The sequence below is a fragment of the Nocardia stercoris genome, from assembly GCF_003696265.1.
GTDB classification, from domain to species: domain Bacteria; phylum Actinomycetota; class Actinomycetes; order Mycobacteriales; family Mycobacteriaceae; genus Nocardia; species Nocardia stercoris.
Genome location: NZ_RFFH01000012.1, coordinates 1 through 16,884 on the forward strand (window position 1 = coordinate 1; position 16,884 = coordinate 16,884).

The following is a 16,884-nucleotide window of genomic DNA, read 5'->3' on the forward strand; positions in this document are numbered from 1 at the left end:
CACTCGCTACGACAAGCTCGCCGTTCGTTATGTGGCGACGGTCCATGTCGCTGCGATCAATCAATGGCTGCGACACGAGTGAGGGCGGGCCGAACGGCCCGCCCTCACCACTTCGAAACACTGCCTAGTCGAGGTGGGCGCCGCGGGCGCGTAGGGCGGCTCGGGTGCGTTCGAGGAGGATGTGGGGGCGGCGGTAGAGGAGGTCTGCGCCGGCTCGGACGATGATCCAGCCCAGGTCGGAGAGGACGGCGAGGCGGTCGATGTCGCGGGCGCGTTGGAACGGGTCGGTCCAATGGTGGCGGCCGTCGTACTCGACGCCGACCTTTCGATCGGGCCAGCCGAGGTCGATGTACAGGGTGCCGTGGGCGCTGTAGCGCACCGGAATCTGCGTGACCGGGGGCGGCAGTCCGTCGTCGATCATCAGCAGTCGGGTCATTGTTTCCGGCGGGGACTGAGCACCGGCGTCGACCAAAGCCAATGCCGAACGCAGGCTGCGGATTCCGCGCGCACCCGGATGCGATTCGGCTACTGCTAGGACTGAGTCCGGGTGTAAGGATGTGGCGCGAAACAGGTCGTCCAAGGCCACAACCGCACGCTCGCGTGGCAGCCGCCGGCCGAGGTCGAACGCGGTGCGGGCCGGGGTGGACACAGCGAACCCGAGCCGCTCGCAGCGTTCCTCGGCCGCGATGGTGTCGCGCACGGCGACGATCCCGGCAGGCGCTCGGCGCCCGGTCGCCAGTGCTATCTCCGCAGGCAGATCCTGGTCGATCCACAAACTGCCGTGCAACGCTGCAGCCGAGTGCCCCACCAGGATCCCGTTCCCGTGTGCCCAGTATCCCGCCGCCTTCGCCCGATCGACGGCATCGAGCCGGCGCCCCCGCGCCACATAGACATCGTGGTGGATGCGCTCGAAATCACGCTGCAGTTGCCGCCGTGTCAAGGCCCGCGCGGCCAACGCCCAACTCCCGACGAACGGTTCGTCACAAACCCCCATCACCCGATGATGACCAGCACCCGCTCCCCGCCCCACCCCTCCTTGCACGCCGACCGATCCCGCGTTCTCTCGTCACACCGGAAATCCCCACCACCGCAAATAATTCCCCCCACCCCACCCCCATCCCGTCCCCCTCCCACCCGCCCCCAGCCGCGCCCCCGCACGAAGTACCGCTGAGCGCGCTGTGGCGTACGGTTTCGCGGCAAATTCTGTACATCAGAGCGCGCTCGGCGATGCGGTCGTGTGTGGGTGGGGGAGTAAATGGGTGGTGGGTGGTGTGCGGCGGGTTCTACGCTGTGCAGGTTGTCGCGGCGGGCGGGGAGGAACGGCGATGCGGGAGAACGAGACTCGGCAGGATCGGGCCGCCGGTGCCGTGCCGGCCGAGCGGGCGGATCTGGTGGCGTGGCGCCGTCGGCACGAGCTGCGTCGCTCGAGTGCGGCACAGCCCGTCCGCAGCGGGCGGAGTTATCGACGCACCGCGAAACACCGTAAGCGCGAACAGGATTCGTGAAGCACGTGACCCGCTGTGTCGGTGGCTCGCTCGGGGTGTCGGTCGCTCGGCGACCATGTCCCCGCGACGACCCGGTCGCCGCGGGTGACGATGCAGGGCTCAGGACGGTGGGCGCAGGGCGGCGAACTCGTCGGTGACCCGGATTCCGGAGTCGGTGAAGCGGTAGAGGGCGGCGGGGCGGCCGCCGGATCGGCCGGGGGCGGCGGTGGCGCCGGTCGGTGTGATCACTTTGCGGCGAGTGAGGACGCGCTGCAGGTTGGTCGTGTCGACGTCGTATCCAAGTGCGGCGCAATAGATTTCGCGAAGGGTTGACATGCTGAACGACGACGGGGCGAGCGCGAAGCCGATATTGGTGTAGGACAGTTTCGCCGCCAGCCGGGCGCGGGCGTGGTGGACGACGGTTCCGTGGTCGAAGGACATGGCGGGGAGCCGGGAGACCGGGTGCCAGCGGGTGTCGCCGGGTAGTTGCGGGTCGGCGTCGAGCGGGATCAGGCCGAGATAGGCCGATGCGATCCGGCGCGGGGCGGGCACCCGGTCCGGGGCGCTGAACACCGACAGCTGTTCGAGGTGCCACAGTTCGCGTACGTCGACCTTCTCCGCGAGTTGCCGGCGGGCGGAGCTGTCGAGTTCCTCGTCGTCGCGCAACCGGCCGCCGGGTAGCGACCAGGTGCCGGTCTGCGGTTCCATCGCGCGCTGCCAGAGCAGTACGCCGAGTTCGGTGCGCATTGCGGGCGATGTGGGCGGATTGTCGGTGTGGGCGGTTTCACTGGTGGGCTGACCTGCGGATTCGGTGACCGGGAAGCGTCGTACCTGGAACGCCGCGGTGAGCGTTTCGTGAATGGTGCTACTATGGGTCACGTTTTCGATTGTAAGTCGAAAACTAGAACGGCGCTAATCGGCACCGATGCCGAGCGCAGGAGTGAAGGAAGCTAGCTATGGCGACACTGACGCTTGCGGACCGCATCACGAGCGGGCCGACCGGGTTCACGGGTGTCGAGGCGACACCGGAGTGGGCAGCGGAGATCAAGCGGCTGGCGCGCGAGCGGAACGCGACCATCCTCGCGCACAACTACCAGCTGCCCGAGATCCAGGACGTCGCCGACCACGTGGGCGACTCGCTGGCGCTGTCGCGGATCGCGGCCGCGGCGCCCGAGGACACCATCGTGTTCTGTGGTGTGCACTTCATGGCCGAGACGGCGAAGATCCTCAGCCCGGAGAAAACCGTGCTGATCCCCGACGAGCGCGCCGGCTGCTCGCTCGCCGACTCCATCTCCGCCGCCGAACTGAGCGCCTGGAAGGCAGAACACCCCGGCGCGGTGGTCGTGTCCTACGTCAACACCACCGCGGCGGTGAAGGCCCTCACCGACATCTGCTGCACCTCCTCGAACGCGGTGGACGTGGTCGCCTCCATCGACCCCGACCGCGAGGTGCTGTTCCTGCCCGACCAGTTCCTGGGCGCGCACGTCAAGCGGGTCACCGGCCGGGAGAACCTGCACATCTGGGCCGGCGAATGCCACGTCCACGCCGGCATCAACGGTGACGAGCTCGCCGAGCAGGCCCGCACCCACCCCGACGCCGAACTCTTCGTGCACCCCGAATGCGGTTGCGCCACTTCGGCGTTGTACCTGGCCGGCGAGGGTTCGTTCCCGGCCGACCGGGTCCACATCCTGTCCACCGGCGGCATGATCGACGCCGCCAAGGCCGCCAAGTCCAACCAGGTCCTGGTCGCCACCGAGGTCGGCATGCTGCACCAGCTGCGAAAAGCCGCCCCCGGCATCGACTTCCAGGCCGTCAACGACCGCGCCTCCTGCAAGTACATGAAGATGATCACCCCCGCCGCCCTCCTGCGCTGCCTGGTGGAGAACCGCGACGAGGTGCACGTCGACCTCGAAACGGCCGCCGCCGCACGGGGTTCGGTCGAGCGCATGATCGCGATCGGCAATCCCGGCTCGGGGGAGTAATGAACACGGCTTCGGGCGCGGTCGGCGGTTTCGCGACCGGTGCTCGCGTGGACGTCGGGTATGTGGTGAGCTCCGGTTCGGGCGCACCGAGCATCGCCTGGGAGGCGGAAGCCGACCTGGTCGTGATCGGCGGCGGGGTCGCGGGTCTCACCGCGGCGCGGACCGCGTCCCTGCGCGGGATGCGGGTGCTGACCCTCAGCAAGGGCGGCCCGGCCGACACCGCCACCCAGTACGCGCAAGGCGGGATCGCTGTCGTTGCGCCGCAAGGTGATTCGGTCGACTCGCACGTGCTCGACACCCTCACCGCCGGTGCGGGGCTGTGCGACGCGGACGCGGTGCGGTCCATCGTGGCGGGCGGCCCGCAGGCCGTCGACGCGCTGACCGACCTGGGCGCGGTGTTCGACGCCGGCCGCGACGGGCAGGTGGCGCGCACCCGCGAGGGCGGGCACAGCACCCGCCGCATCATCCACGCCGGCGGTGACGCGACCGGCGCGGAGGTGCAGCGCGCGCTCAATGCCGCCGGTCTGCCGGTGCGGTTCGGCGCCGCCGCGCTCGAGGTCGTGACCGGACCCGACGGGGTCCAGGGCGTGATCGCCATGTCGGAGAACGGTTTCGGGGTCGTGCACGCACCCGCGGTACTGCTGGCCACCGGTGGTCTGGGCCAGCTGTACGCATGCAGCACCAACCCGGCCGGCGCCACCACCGACGGCATCGCGCTCGCCCTGTGGGCGGGAGCGCAGGTCGCGGACCTGGAATTCCTGCAGTTCCATCCGACGGTGCTGTTCGCCGCGGGTGGGCTCGGCCGCCGGCCGCTGATCAGCGAGGCGGTGCGCGGCGAGGGCGCGATCCTGGTCGACACCGAGGGCCGCTCGGTGACCGCGGGCGTGCACCCGCTGGGCGATCTGGCTCCCCGCGACGTGGTCTCGAAGGCCATCGCCGCCCGGATGCAGCTCCTCGGCACCGACCACGTCTATCTCGACGCGCGCGCCCTCGACGGCTTCGCCCAGCGCTTCCCGACGATCACCGCGTCCTGCCTGGCGGCCGGCATCGATCCCCGCCACGATCTGATCCCGGTCGCCCCCGCCGCGCACTACCAGTGCGGCGGGGTCGTCACCGACACCAGCGGCCGCACCGCGGTTCCCGGCCTGTACGCCGCCGGCGAGGTGGCACGGACCGGCCTGCACGGCGCCAACCGCCTGGCCTCCAACAGCCTGCTCGAGGGACTGGTGGTCGGCGAACGTGCCGGCGCCGCCGCGGGCGAACGCCTGGGCGTCCGCGCGCGCGTCGACACGATCGGCAACCTCGCACTGCCCCGCGCCGACCGAGCCGGCCTGCAACAGCTGATGACCAACCGGGCCGGCGTGGTCCGCGACGGCGACGGCCTGCGAACCGCCATGCTCGGCACCCTGCGACTGATCGCGGAAACCGAGCGGGCAGCCGGATTCGCCGACCGGACCGGTGACCGCGACGGCCGGGCCGGCGACCAGGAAGGCCACGTGGGCGATCGCGCGGCGGACCGCGGCGCTGCCCGGCCGGGCGACCGGTCAGCGGATCACGCGGTGTCCGAGCATGTTTCGGCCGTGCCCACGGGTGTCGCGGACGGTGCCGGTGGATTCGATGCGGCGGCGGTGGTCGCGGCGTTCGAGGATGCCGCGCTGACCGTCACCGCCCGCGCTCTGCTGCTCGCCGCGACGGCGCGCACCGAGAGCCGGGGCTGCCACACTCGCACCGACTATCCCGAATCGCGCGACGATCTGCGCCGCTCCCTGCCGGTCCGGCTGGGTAGCGACGGCCGGCCGCAGCTGGTCACGCCCGATCAGGCCGACACCGGTTCGTGGGCGCGCATCACCACCCGGGCCTCGTGATGAGGCAACCGGCCCGCACGCGCCGTCCCGCCACGCCGCTCGCAGCACGACAGCTCGATACGAACAGGAGTACGCCATGACCCTGGATGCCGGACTTGACCGCGACGAGGTCCTGACCCTGATCCGGACCGCGCTGGACGAGGACCTGCGATACGGCCCCGACATCACCACCACCGCAACGGTTCCCGCCGACGCGGTGAGCAAGGCCGCGGTCGTGTCCCGGCAGCCCGGGACCGTCGCGGGCATCGACGTCGGCCTGCTGGTGCTCGACGAGGTGATCGGCGCCGGGAACTACGAGGTCACCGAGCGGATCGCCGACGGTACCCGGGTCACGCCCGGCGATACCGTGCTGCGGTTGGTGGCACCCACGCAGGGCCTGCTCACCGCCGAACGCACGATGCTGAACCTGGTGTGCCACCTGTCCGGCATCGCGACGGCCACCGCCGCCTGGGTGGATGCGGCCGCCGGCACCGGCTGCCGCATCCGCGACAGCCGCAAGACCCTCCCGGGCTTGCGCGGCCTGCAGAAGTACGCGGTGCGCGCGGGCGGCGGTGTCAACCACCGCATGGGTCTCGGCGACGCGGCGTTGATCAAGGACAACCACGTGGTGGCCGCCGGCTCGGTGGTGGCGGCACTGCGCGCGGTCCGCGCCGTGGCACCCGAGATCGCCTGCGAGGTAGAGGTGGACAGCCTCGACCAGCTCGACGAGGTCCTGGCCGAGGACGTGGAACTGGTTCTGCTGGACAACTTCCCGCTCTGGGCGACCCAGGCCGCCGTCCAGCGACGCAACACCCACGCCCCGAATACGAAACTCGAATCCTCCGGCGGTCTCACGCTCGACGTCGCCGCCGACTACGCCCGCACCGGCGTCGACTACCTCGCGGTGGGCGCCCTGACCCACTCGGTCACGGTGCTGGACCTCGGCCTGGACATGTAGTCCCGGCGCCTACGCCGTGAGCTCTCGCTCCAGCGGGGTGCGGAAGCGGGGGATCGCGCGGATGTCGCCGTACCAGGCTGTCATCCGGGCGGCTTCGGTCGTCACCGCCTGCTCGGCCTCCGCACCTACGTCTTCCAGTAGGCGCCAGACGATTTCGCCGTCGGCGCGCTGGGCCCAGCCGCCGACGACGCGGCCGTCCCACCAGACGGTCGGGCCGATGTTTCCGGTGCGGTCGAACAGGGCGCCGGCGTGCGGGCCGAGGAACCAGTCGCGGGTCTTCCAGCCCATCGGGGTGGGGTCGAGGGCGGGCAGCAGTGCCGCGGCGGGCGCGGACGGGGCTTCCGCGTCGAGGTCGTCGGCCAGGACCAGGCCGGGTTCGCCGTCGAGGTTCACCTCGGCGATCGCCAGTGGTGCCAGCGCTTTCCGGACCGTGGCCTGCGACCATCCGGTCCACCAGACCAGGTCGGACAGTGGCGCGGGGCCGAAGGTGCGCAGCCAGCGCCGGACCAGGTCGGTGCGCGCCTCGGCGGCTGTTGTCTCCGTATTACTGTGCGGCAGCCAGGTTTCCATCGGCGCCCAGGTGTACTGACTACTGGTCCAGCCGCCGTTCGGGCGCCCGCGCACGATATGCCCGGCGGCGCCCAGGAGCAGCAGCACCCAGCTGGTGATCGCGGTCGGCTTGGAGTACGGCTTGCCCGGCGCGGTGTCGACCTGGGTCCGCAACCGCGGGACGGCCGCTGCCAGCTGTGCCCCGGTCGCGGTGCCCAGTTCCAGTAGCGCGGAATGGGTTTCGGCCTCCACCTCGGCCAGCCACGCCACGGCGTCGCCGTCGACCACGTCGGCGAGATAGCGCGCGTAGTTCCGCCGCTGCTTGGCCGCCAGCTCGTCGCCGACCGCCGCCTGCAGCACCGGTACCAGCCCGGCCGGTGCCACGAACATGGTTCGCCGCATGGCCAGCATCCGCACCAGCTCGCGCTCCTCGTACAGCGCCCGCTCCACATCCGCCGGGCTCAGCCCCGAACTCCGTGCCGCCACCGCCAGATACACCGTCGCCGGATCGGTCGCGTGCAGCACCACCACCGACTCGGCAACGCCGACAACATCTTTCGCCCGCAACTCGGGGGCCAGTAGCTGTCGCCGCACCAATCGTCGCTGCCGCTCAACCCGATCCATCGAACGCATGAACGAATCCTAACCACAAAGAACACCCCCACCGGCGCGAACCGGTGAGGGTGTCGTAACCGCAGTCCTGCAGTCCCGCAGGACCGCCGCTGAGCGTCCGTCAACTTCGACGGCACTCGAGCCGTGCCGAGAAACGCCGAGCGGGGGCTAGGGCAGGACTTCGATGATGTCGCCGGGCTGCAGGTAGTTGAAGAACTCGCGGGCGCCGTCCGGGGTCATCCGGATGCAACCGTGCGACTGTTCGTCGATCGGGCCGATGTGGGTGGCGATGTCCCCGTCGAAGAACACCGCGTACCGCATCTCCGCGTTGTGCATGGTGCTCCAGTGGTAGATGTCCTTGAACGCCACGTGGAACACGCCCGGGTGACTCTCGTAGCCGGGCCGGCCGTGCGAGATCGGTGTGGGGCCGAAGACGGTCTTGCCGTTGTCCATCAGCCAGGCGGTGTCGTCCGACAGGCGCAGGCAGCCGCGGGCGGCGGCCGAACACGGTCCGGGGGTCGGCGGGCCCGGCACGATCGCGGGTGCGCCGGGGATGTCGGGGCCGCCGGGCCACAGCGGCGCCGCGGCGGCGGGGCCGGCCGTCACAACGGTAGCGGCGGCTACTCCGGCGAGAATCGCCGCGCGGCCGCGGGATCTGTTATTCGTCATCGACTCTGTGAACCTCTCTACCCGTGGCCCCGCCCGGGCGGGGCGGAGGGCCTTCTCGTAGGCACGTGCTGGGACTGCTGAGGTGTTCGTGGCGTTCGTGACCACCGCGTCGCGGTCGGCCGGCGACCTGCGCCGGCGTCGACTGTGACGTGGATCGCAATATCTCATGATGCGGTCGCTGGTAGCCGAATCGGGGCTTCTGCACGTCGGGAATGTCGGCGTGTCCGACCGAATTCCGGTGGATTCGCCGCGCTGGAGCGCGGGTCGGACCGTCGCGCTATGTGAGTTCTATCACAGGTTTAACGGCGTGCTTGCAGCGTGTCGTACCCGGTATCCGGCACTCGGCGCGCAACACCGGGAAAGAATTCCCCTCAGGACCGGACCGGGGGCGTTGTGCCGCTACACTCGTCGACGTACACGTGGGAAACCGCGTGCGGTAAGTCACGGATCGCGCAGAAACTCGGAGAAGTGCCATCGAAACCGGCCAAGTGATCGCAGGGCATTACCGCCTGGTCGAGCGGATTGGTAGCGGCGGCACAGGCGTCGTGTGGCGTGCTGTGGACGAGCGCCTCGAACGGTCGGTCGCGATCAAACAGATCCTCACCCAGCCCAGTCTGCCGGAGGGTGAGAAGGAGATCGTGCGCCAGCGCGCGGCCCGTGAGGCCCGCAACGCCGCCCGATTCCAGCACCCCAACGCCATTGTCGTGTTCGACATCTTCGAGCACGACGGTGACCCGTGCCTGGTGATGGAGTACCTACCCTCGCAGAGCCTGGCGCAGGTGCTGTCGATGCAGGGCACGCTGCCGCTGGCGCAGGTGGCCCACATCGGCGAACAGGTCGCCTCCGCCCTGTTGGCGGCGCACCGGGTCGGCCTGGTGCACCGCGACATCAAGCCGGGCAACGTGCTGCTGGGCGAGAACGGCACGGTGAAGATCACCGACTTCGGTATCTCCAAGGCCAAGGGCGACGTGAATCTCACTGCCACCGGACTGATCTCGGGTACCGCCGCCTATCTCGCGCCGGAGGTGGCCCGCGGTGCCGACCCGACCCCGGCGGCCGACGTCTTCGCCTTGGGCGCAACGCTTTTCCACGCCCTCGAGGGCGAACCGCCCTACGGCACCAACCCGAATCCGCTGGCGCTGCTGTACGCCGCCGCCAACGGCCAGCTCGGTGAGGTCCGTAACGCCGGACCGCTGACCGACCTGCTGCTCGACCTGCTCAGCTTCAACCCCGAGGACCGCCCGGCGATGTCCGATGTCCGCGACCAGCTGGCGGAGTTCGCCGACCTGGGCGTGGATGTCGAGGTCGGTCAGGGTCTGGTCACCCACCGCTCCGACCGTTCGGGCGCCCGCCGCAACAACGGGGTGCGCACGCTCGATCGTCGTGCGGCACAAGCCGATATCTCCACCGCCGAGATGATGGCCGCCGCCTCCATGCCGTCGGAGCCGAGCCTGCCGCCGGTGCGGCCGCCGCGTCCCGGCGGCCCGAACACCCGCTCGCACCGGGTCGAACCCGCCGAGCCCGAACGTAACCGGCGTCCGCTGCTGTTCGTCGGCGGTTTCGTCGCCGGCCTGGTGGTGGTCGCCGGAGTGCTACTGGCGACGATCAACTCGGCCGGTTCGAACAGCGGCGCGGCCCCGCAGGCCAACCCGACCTCGAGCGCCGCCAAGGCGACGACCACCGCGGCGGCCGCAGCCCTGGGCAAGACCCCCAGCCAGAGCAAGGTTTCCACCGACGACGCGATCCCCGCTATCCGTGGCTTCTTCCAGGCCCTGTTCACCGACGACTACCCGACCGCGTACGCCACGCTGACCCCGGCCGCGCAACAGGTCTACGGCAGTTCGCAGGGTTTCGTCGACTACTGGAACAAGAACCAGCTGTCGGACTGGAATGCCCCGACAGTGACCTCGAATTCCGATGGCTCCGTGACCGTCTCGGTGACCACATCGGCCAACAACGGATCCTCGAAGGTGACGCAGTATCGGATCGTCGCGAACGGCGGCGGCAAGCTGCTGTTCGACAACGACACCCGATAGAGCAGCACATGGGAACCGCCTCGGCGCGGTCTTCTAGCGTGAGGCCATGACGACTCGACAACTGCTCGCCGACGAGCGTGCCGAACTGATCGCGTTGCTGCACACCCTGTCCGACGACGAGTGGACGGCACCGTCGCTGTGCGCGGGCTGGCAGGTGCGCGACATCGTCGGGCACCTGTTGTACGACACCATGACTCTGCTGAGTTACGCCGGTGTGGCTGCGCGGCAGGGATTCTCGCCGGACCGCACCAACCGGTACCTGGTGGAGCGGGCGCGCTCGCTGAGCATCGCCGAATTGCTGCAGGGCTTCGAGAACGCCGCCGGAACCATCACCCGCTTGGCCCCTGCCGTCGGACTGGCCGACCTGCTGGTGCACCAGCAGGACATCCGCCGCCCGCTCGGCCGCGAACGGAAGATCGCCCCGGAACGCCTGCGCGCGGTCCTCGACCGCCCGGACCCCTTCGCCCGCCCGTGGCGCTACACCCGCGGCCTCCGCTTCGTGGCCACCGACATCGACTACGCACGCGGCTCGGGCCCTGAGGTCCGCGGCACCGGTGAAGCCCTCGCTCTGGCGGTGGTCGGCCGCCCGATCGTCCTCGACGAACTCGACGGTGACGGCGTTCCCGAACTCCGCCGCCGATTCCTCGGCGCCTGACCGGTCCGGCCCGGGCGCACAATCTTCGCCTCGAACCGGCGGAATGTTCGGTCGGAGTCGGCTCGCGCCCTGCCGACCACCGCGACGCGACCGGCCGGGCGCGTGGCGCCGGGACCGCCGGTGCCGGCGTGATCGTGCGTAGCTCGGCTCGCCGCTTTCGGGCCGGTCAGCGTGTGGACCGGTCGGTCTGCGGTGCTGGTGGCGGGGGTCGCCGAGTGTGCGGGCGCGCGTGGAGATCGGGCTGCGGATAACGGGTGGTGCGGACCCGATATTCTGGTAGGTGGTTCGCGCGCGCCGACCGGTCGCTGACCAGGGCGGACTGTGATCGCCGGCACAGGTGCGCACCATCGGCTACAGAAAAGGATCCCGCATCGCTATGAGTGCCCGCATCGAGCTCGCCCGCGTCGATCTGCGCGGTCGCACTCCCACCACCGCCGAGCTGCGCGCCGCGCTGCCGCGTGGGGGAGTCGACGTCGACTCGGTGCTGCCACATGTGCGGCCGGTCGTGGAGGCGATCCGCGACCGGGGTGTCGAGGCCGCGCTGGAGTTCTGCGCGAAGTTCGACGGTGTCGTGCCGGCCTCGGTCCGGGTGCCGGCCGCCGAGCTGGACGCGGCGCTGGCGAACCTCGACCCCGCCGTGCGGGCCGCGCTGGAGGTCGCCATCGAGCGCACCCGGATCGTGCACGCCGAGCAGCGCCGCACCGACAAGACCGTCGAGGTGGTCCCCGGCGGTACCGTCACCGAGCGCTGGGTGCCGGTGGAGCGGGTCGGGCTGTACGTGCCCGGCGGCAACGCCGTCTACCCGTCCAGTGTCGTGATGAACGTGGTCCCGGCGCAGGCGGCCGGGGTCGACTCGCTGGTGGTGGCCTCGCCGCCGCAGGCCCAGTTCGGCGGACTCCCGCACCCGACCATCCTGGCCGCCGCGAAACTGCTCGGCGTGGAAGAGGTCTGGGCCGTGGGCGGTGCGCAGGCGGTAGCCCTGCTGACCTACGGCGGCACCGACACCGACGGCGCCGCACTCGACCCGGTCGACATGATCACCGGCCCGGGCAACATCTACGTGACCGCCGCCAAGCGGCTGTGCCGCGGCCTGGTCGGCATCGACGCCGAGGCCGGCCCCACCGAGATCGCGATCCTGGCCGACGCCACCGCCGACCCGGTGCACGTGGCCGCCGACCTGATCAGCCAGGCCGAGCACGACGTGCTGGCCGCCAGCGTGCTGGTCACCGACAGCGCCGAACTGGCCGATGCGGTGGACGCGGCGGTGAATGCCCAACTGGCCGTGGTGAAGCACCGGCACCGGGTTTCGGAAGCCTTGTCCGGCAAGCAGTCCGGCATCGTGCTGGTCGACTCCGTCGACGCGGGCCTGCGGGTGGTCGACGCCTACGCCGCCGAGCACCTGGAGATCCAGACCGCCGACGCGGCCGTCGTGGCCGCCCGGGTACGCAGCGCGGGAGCGGTTTTCGTCGGCGCCTGGTCGCCGGTCAGCCTCGGTGACTACTGCGCGGGCTCCAACCACGTGCTGCCCACCGCCGGATGTGCCCGGCACTCCTCGGGTTTGAGCGTGCAGACCTTCCTGCGCGGTATCCACGTCGTGGAATACAGCGAGGCGGCGCTGAAAGACGTTGCGGGCCATGTGGTCGCGCTCTCGCACGCCGAGGACCTGCCCGCCCACGGCCAGGCCGTGCAGGCGCGGTTCGGTTCGCTGACATGACCACTGGAGAGATCGTGACCGTCCCCGGTTCGGCCGCATCGCTGGCCGATCTGCCGCTGCGCGACAATCTGCGCGGCAAGAGCCCCTACGGCGCACCGCAATTGGCAGTGCCCGTGCAGCTGAACACCAACGAGAACCCGCATCCGCCGAGCCGGGCGCTGGTCGACGATGTCGCCGAGGCCGTGCGCGCGGTCGCCGCCGACCTGCACCGCTACCCCGACCGCGACGCGGTCGAGCTGCGCGCCGACCTGGCCGCCTACCTGACCCGGCAGACCGGGGTCGCGGTCGACGTGGCCAATGTGTGGGCGGCCAACGGCTCCAACGAGATCCTGCAGCAGCTGTTGCAGGCGTTCGGCGGTCCGGGCCGCAAGGCGATGGGGTTCGTGCCGTCGTATTCGATGCACCCGATCATCTCCGAGGGCATCGACACCGAGTGGGTCGAGGCCAAGCGCAACGGTGACTTCTCCCTCGACGTCGACTACGCGCTGACCGCCATCGCGGAACGCCGGCCCGATGTGGTGTTCGTGACCAGCCCGAACAACCCGACCGGGCACAGCATCGAGCTCGCGGATCTCGAGCGCATCCTGGCGGCCGCGCCGGGCATCGTGGTGGTCGACGAGGCGTACGCCGAATTCTCCGCCGCGCCCAGCGCCATCGCGTTGATCGACCGGTATCCGACGAAACTCGTCGTGTCGCGGACCATGTCGAAGGCGTTCGCCTTCGCCGGCGGCCGGCTCGGCTACCTGGTGGCCGCGCCCGCCGTGGTGGACGCGCTGCTGCTGGTGCGGTTGCCCTACCACCTGTCGGTGGTGACCCAGGCCGCCGCTCGCGCGGCCCTGCGGCACGCCGACGAGACCCTGGCCAGTGTGGCGGAACTGTCCGCGCAGCGGGACCGGGTCGCGAAAGCCCTGGCGGACCTGGGTTTCGAGGTGATTCCCAGCGACGCCAACTTCCTGCTGTTCGGCCGCTTCGCCGACGCCCCGCGCGCCTGGCAGCGCTACCTGGACGACGGCGTGCTGATCCGCGACGTGGGCATCCCCGGATACCTGCGGGCCACCATCGGCCTGGCCGCCGAGAACGACGAACTGCTGCGCGTCAGTGCGGCAGTCGCAGCCGAGGAGCTGATTCCCCGATGACCACCGATCGCATCGCCCGGGTGGAACGCACCACTCGTGAGTCCAGCATCGTGGTGGAGCTGAACCTGGACGGCTCCGGTAAGACCGACATCTCCACCGGGGTGCCGTTCTACGACCACATGCTGACCGCGTTCGGCCAGCACGGCAGCTTCGACCTGACCGTGCAGGCCACCGGGGACATCGAGATCGAGGCGCACCACACCGTCGAGGACACCGCCATCGTCCTGGGCCAGGCGCTCAATCAGGCGCTCGGTGACAAGAAGGGCATCCGCCGGTTCGGCGACTGCTTCATTCCGATGGACGAGACCCTCGCGCACGCGGTGGTCGACGTGTCCGGACGGCCCTACTGCGTGCACGATGGCGAACCGGAACACCTGCTGCACACCGTGATTCCCAGCGCCGGCCCCGGCGCCTCGTATTCGACGGTGCTGAACCGGCACGTGTTCGAGTCGATCGCGCTCAACGCCCGGATCGCGTTGCACGTGCGGGTGCTCTACGGCCGCGACCAGCACCACATCACCGAGGCGGAGTTCAAGGCGGTGGCGCGGGCGTTGCGGGCCGCGGTCGAATTCGATTCGCGCGTAACGGGTGTGCCGTCCACGAAGGGGACCCTGTGACGAAGAAAGTCGCCCTGCTCGACTACGGCTCGGGCAACCTGCACTCGGCCGCGCGGGCGCTGGCTCGCACCGGCGCCGAGGTGACCGTGACCGCCGACCCGGAGGTGGCGCTGGCCGCCGACGGTCTGGTGGTGCCCGGCGTCGGCGCCTACGACGCCTGCATGCGGGGCCTGAAAGCCGTTCGCGGCGAACGGATCATCGGCAAGCGGCTCGCCGGGGGCCGCCCGGTGCTCGGCATCTGCGTGGGCATGCAGGTCCTGTTCGAGCGCGGCGTCGAACACGGCGTCGAAACCGAGGGTTGCGCCGAATGGCCGGGCACCGTCGAGCGGCTCGCGGCGCCGGTGCTGCCGCACATGGGCTGGAACACGGTGACCGCACCCGCCGACAGCCTGCTGTTCGCGGGCCTGGACGCCGACACCCGCTTCTACTTCGTGCACTCCTACGCCGCGCAGCGCTGGGAGTGGGACGACGAGGGCACCATCGCCCCGGCCAAACTCACCTGGGCCGAGCACGGCGTGCCGTTCCTGGCCGCGGTCGAGAACGGGCCGCTGTCGGCGACCCAGTTCCATCCGGAGAAGTCTGGGGACGCGGGTGCGCACCTCCTACGCAACTGGGTCGGGTCGCTCTGACTGTCTAGAACTCAATAGAATTAGGCGTCTAGGGCTTGGTAGTGCTACCTTGCCCGCATGACCCTTCTTGCGGAACGTAAGGTGACCGCCAGGAAGCGGCCCAGGTGTCGTGGGGCCGGCAATTTCTGGACAGTTGGGATTGCTACTTTCGGTAGTAAACTCGTGGACATGAACGCTGACGAGCAGGACTTCGGGCTGGGAGACGGCCCTGCGGTGAAGGTGAGCGTTTCCATGCGAGCCGGAACCGTGCGGAGGCTGCGTGAAAGGCTCGGCAAGCGGGAGTTCTCTGCCTACGTCGACGCCGCCGTCGAACGGCAGCTCGAGCGCGATCTCCTCGAAGAAGCCCTGCTCGTGAACGAGGCGATCGCAGGTCCGGTTTCGCCTGAAGTCGAGGAAGAGATCGCGGTGATGTTCCGCGACTTCATGACGTCGCCCGAGCTGCGGGAGGAGTCGTAGTGGGGCGGGAGCTCTCGCGGATGCAGTCGGGCACGCTGGTGCTGGACAGCGAAGGTTTGTCGAAGTGGTGTAGCGCCGATCCCCGCGTAGTCAGGACCGTGCGGTACGCGCAGGACAATGACCTGCGAGTCGTGATCAGCGCCCTGACCCCGATCGAGGCGTTCGACATGCGATCGCGGATCGAACGATTCCGATGGCACCTGTCCCGCCTGCAGATCGAGCCGGTCACGGAGGAGATCTCGAGCCAGGCCATCGAATTGCTCCGTGCCGCAGGCATGCACGGTCACAAGTACGCGATCGACGCCGTGGTAGCGGCGACGGCGCGGCGTGCTCGACGACCGGTGATGGTCCTCACCTCCGACGTCGAGGATCTCGAAAAGCTGTGCGGCACGGGAATTCGTGTCGTGGCAGTGTGAGACACACCCGAGTTGCCGATGGCCGGTTCGCGTCGACGCGAACCGGCCATCTTCGTCCTGTGGTGAGATCCGTTCCGGTTCCCGGCATCTCACCGCCGCGCAGCGCTCAGCACTTGGTGGTGCCCGGGGTGACCGGGTCGGTGGAGTAGTCCGGAGGTGTGCCGATCATGACGACCTTCGAACCGTCCCAATGGAATTGGGCGCAATAGAAGGTACCGTCGGAGCAGGCGGTGCAGCTGCCGCCGGTGCGGTAGCGGATGCCGATCGTGTCCTCGGTGGTGCGGGACTTGTCGATCGTCATCTCCGAACCCCAGTGCGAGGTCGTGGTCCCGAGGTAGCGGCCCTGGTGGAAGAGCAGGGTCTGGGTGGGTGAGCTGCCGGTCGCGCCCTCGATCGGGACGAAGGCCGCCGACAGGGTGGCGCAGATGTCGTTGGCGTCCGGCTTGGCGCCGACCGCGGGCTGCGACCAGCCGACGGTCTGACCGCCCAGCTTGATCGGTTGCAGGGTCGCGGCGGCATCGCGGATCACCGTCGCGGACGGGTGGCAGTCGCCACCGGCCGGTGCCGCGGTGGTGTGGGCCGGCCCGCCGGTGCCCGGCGCCGAGGAGGCCGGGGCCGCGGACGCGCTGGTGGGCGCCGTCACGGTCACCGTCGCCCCGGGGACGGTGTCGTCGTTACAAGCGGTCAGTGCGGCCGCGGCGGTGGCGGCCAGCGCCAGTGCTGCGAATCCCCGGGCGAATGTCATGGTGTCCTCCTACACCTGGTAGGCCCGGCCGGGACCGGCCGAGCCTTCCCCAGCTAATCGTAGGGAGCGGCCCTACCGTTCACAGGTTTCGCGGGAATAGTCGCCACCTGACGCGTCCGAGTGCGCGTGTCGCACGGTCGACAGCACACCGCCGAGTCCGGTCTGCGCTACTCGCCGTCGATTGGGCGCCGGTAGCTCGGTCCGGGACCGCGGCGCTCACCCACTGAGATCGTCGAAGTGAGTCTTGTGCTGCTTCCTGCCGTCGATGTCGCCCAGACGGCTGAGCGCCGGTAGCCCGGTCCGGGACCGCGGCGCTCACCCACTGAGATCGTCGAAGTGAGTCTTGTGCTGCTTCCTGCCGTCGATGTCGCCCAGACGGCTG

At 70.0% G+C, this 16,884-nt stretch carries 16 protein-coding genes; 11 read left to right on the top strand and 5 right to left on the bottom strand.

Annotated elements, in window-relative coordinates; translation table 11 throughout:
• Positions 1-124 precede the first annotated feature (124 nt).
• Together EBN03_RS23575 and EBN03_RS23585 are read right to left on the bottom strand one after the other, a co-directional pair.
• Complete coding sequence (locus EBN03_RS23575) at positions 125-994, bottom strand: hypothetical protein (protein WP_122190305.1); 870 nt, start codon at positions 992-994, stop codon at positions 125-127.
• Positions 995-1,604: 610 nt separating this feature from the next.
• Positions 1,605-2,231 (bottom strand): NUDIX hydrolase, encoded by a 627-nt coding sequence (locus tag EBN03_RS23585; protein WP_199742946.1) that lies wholly within the window; start codon positions 2,229-2,231, stop codon positions 1,605-1,607.
• A gap of 209 nt (positions 2,232-2,440) precedes the next feature.
• On the opposite strand from EBN03_RS23585, the gene nadA reads away from it, so the two are divergent.
• From nadA to nadC, 3 genes are all read left to right on the top strand, one after another.
• Positions 2,441-3,466, top strand: coding sequence for a quinolinate synthase NadA (nadA, locus tag EBN03_RS23590; RefSeq protein ID WP_122190308.1), 1,026 nt, complete (start codon positions 2,441-2,443; stop codon positions 3,464-3,466).
• On the top strand, positions 3,466-5,331 hold the full coding sequence (locus tag EBN03_RS23595; protein WP_199742939.1) for an L-aspartate oxidase: 1,866 nt from the start codon (positions 3,466-3,468) through the stop codon (positions 5,329-5,331). Before nadA ends, EBN03_RS23595 begins: the two co-directional genes overlap by 1 nt.
• Before the next feature lie 76 nt (positions 5,332-5,407).
• Complete coding sequence (gene nadC, locus EBN03_RS23600; protein ID WP_122190309.1) at positions 5,408-6,268, top strand: carboxylating nicotinate-nucleotide diphosphorylase; 861 nt, start codon at positions 5,408-5,410, stop codon at positions 6,266-6,268.
• A gap of 9 nt (positions 6,269-6,277) precedes the next feature.
• On the opposite strand, the gene EBN03_RS23605 is transcribed toward nadC, so the two are convergent.
• Positions 6,278-7,450, bottom strand: coding sequence for a winged helix DNA-binding domain-containing protein (locus EBN03_RS23605; protein ID WP_122190310.1), 1,173 nt, complete (start codon positions 7,448-7,450; stop codon positions 6,278-6,280).
• A gap of 147 nt (positions 7,451-7,597) precedes the next feature.
• Positions 7,598-8,098, bottom strand: coding sequence for a L,D-transpeptidase (locus tag EBN03_RS23610; protein WP_122190311.1), 501 nt, complete (start codon positions 8,096-8,098; stop codon positions 7,598-7,600).
• Between the two features lie 488 nt (positions 8,099-8,586).
• On the opposite strand from EBN03_RS23610, the gene EBN03_RS23615 reads away from it, so the two are divergent.
• The 8 genes from EBN03_RS23615 (at position 8,587) to EBN03_RS23650 (ending at position 15,757) form a co-directional block, all read left to right on the top strand.
• Complete coding sequence (locus EBN03_RS23615; RefSeq protein ID WP_122190312.1) at positions 8,587-10,134, top strand: serine/threonine-protein kinase; 1,548 nt, start codon at positions 8,587-8,589, stop codon at positions 10,132-10,134.
• A 46-nt stretch (positions 10,135-10,180) separates the two neighbouring features.
• Complete coding sequence (locus EBN03_RS23620; RefSeq protein WP_122190313.1) at positions 10,181-10,789, top strand: maleylpyruvate isomerase family mycothiol-dependent enzyme; 609 nt, start codon at positions 10,181-10,183, stop codon at positions 10,787-10,789.
• 376 nt (positions 10,790-11,165) lie between these two features.
• On the top strand, positions 11,166-12,503 hold the full coding sequence (gene hisD / locus EBN03_RS23625; protein WP_122190314.1) for a histidinol dehydrogenase: 1,338 nt from the start codon (positions 11,166-11,168) through the stop codon (positions 12,501-12,503).
• Positions 12,500-13,639: a histidinol-phosphate transaminase gene (locus EBN03_RS23630; protein WP_122190315.1), complete on the top strand. Its 1,140-nt coding sequence runs from the start codon at positions 12,500-12,502 to the stop codon at positions 13,637-13,639. Before hisD ends, EBN03_RS23630 begins: the two co-directional genes overlap by 4 nt.
• Complete coding sequence (gene hisB, locus EBN03_RS23635; protein WP_122190316.1) at positions 13,636-14,256, top strand: imidazoleglycerol-phosphate dehydratase HisB; 621 nt, start codon at positions 13,636-13,638, stop codon at positions 14,254-14,256. Before EBN03_RS23630 ends, hisB begins: the two co-directional genes overlap by 4 nt.
• Positions 14,253-14,885 (top strand): imidazole glycerol phosphate synthase subunit HisH, encoded by a 633-nt coding sequence (gene hisH, locus EBN03_RS23640; protein ID WP_122190317.1) that lies wholly within the window; start codon positions 14,253-14,255, stop codon positions 14,883-14,885. Before hisB ends, hisH begins: the two co-directional genes overlap by 4 nt.
• 168 nt (positions 14,886-15,053) lie before the next feature.
• Positions 15,054-15,341 carry a hypothetical protein gene (locus EBN03_RS23645; RefSeq protein WP_122190472.1) on the top strand — a complete coding sequence of 96 codons (288 nt, stop codon included), beginning with the start codon at positions 15,054-15,056 and terminating at the stop codon, positions 15,339-15,341.
• Entirely contained in the window at positions 15,341-15,757 is a 417-nt protein-coding gene (locus EBN03_RS23650) for a PIN domain-containing protein (protein WP_233608582.1), read from the top strand. The genes EBN03_RS23645 and EBN03_RS23650 overlap by 1 nt, the downstream gene beginning before the upstream one ends.
• 106 nt (positions 15,758-15,863) lie before the next feature.
• Here EBN03_RS23650 and EBN03_RS23655 read toward each other — a convergent pair whose 3' ends face one another.
• On the bottom strand, positions 15,864-16,502 hold the full coding sequence (locus EBN03_RS23655) for an LppP/LprE family lipoprotein (protein ID WP_122190319.1): 639 nt from the start codon (positions 16,500-16,502) through the stop codon (positions 15,864-15,866).
• Positions 16,503-16,884: the final 382 nt, after the last annotated feature.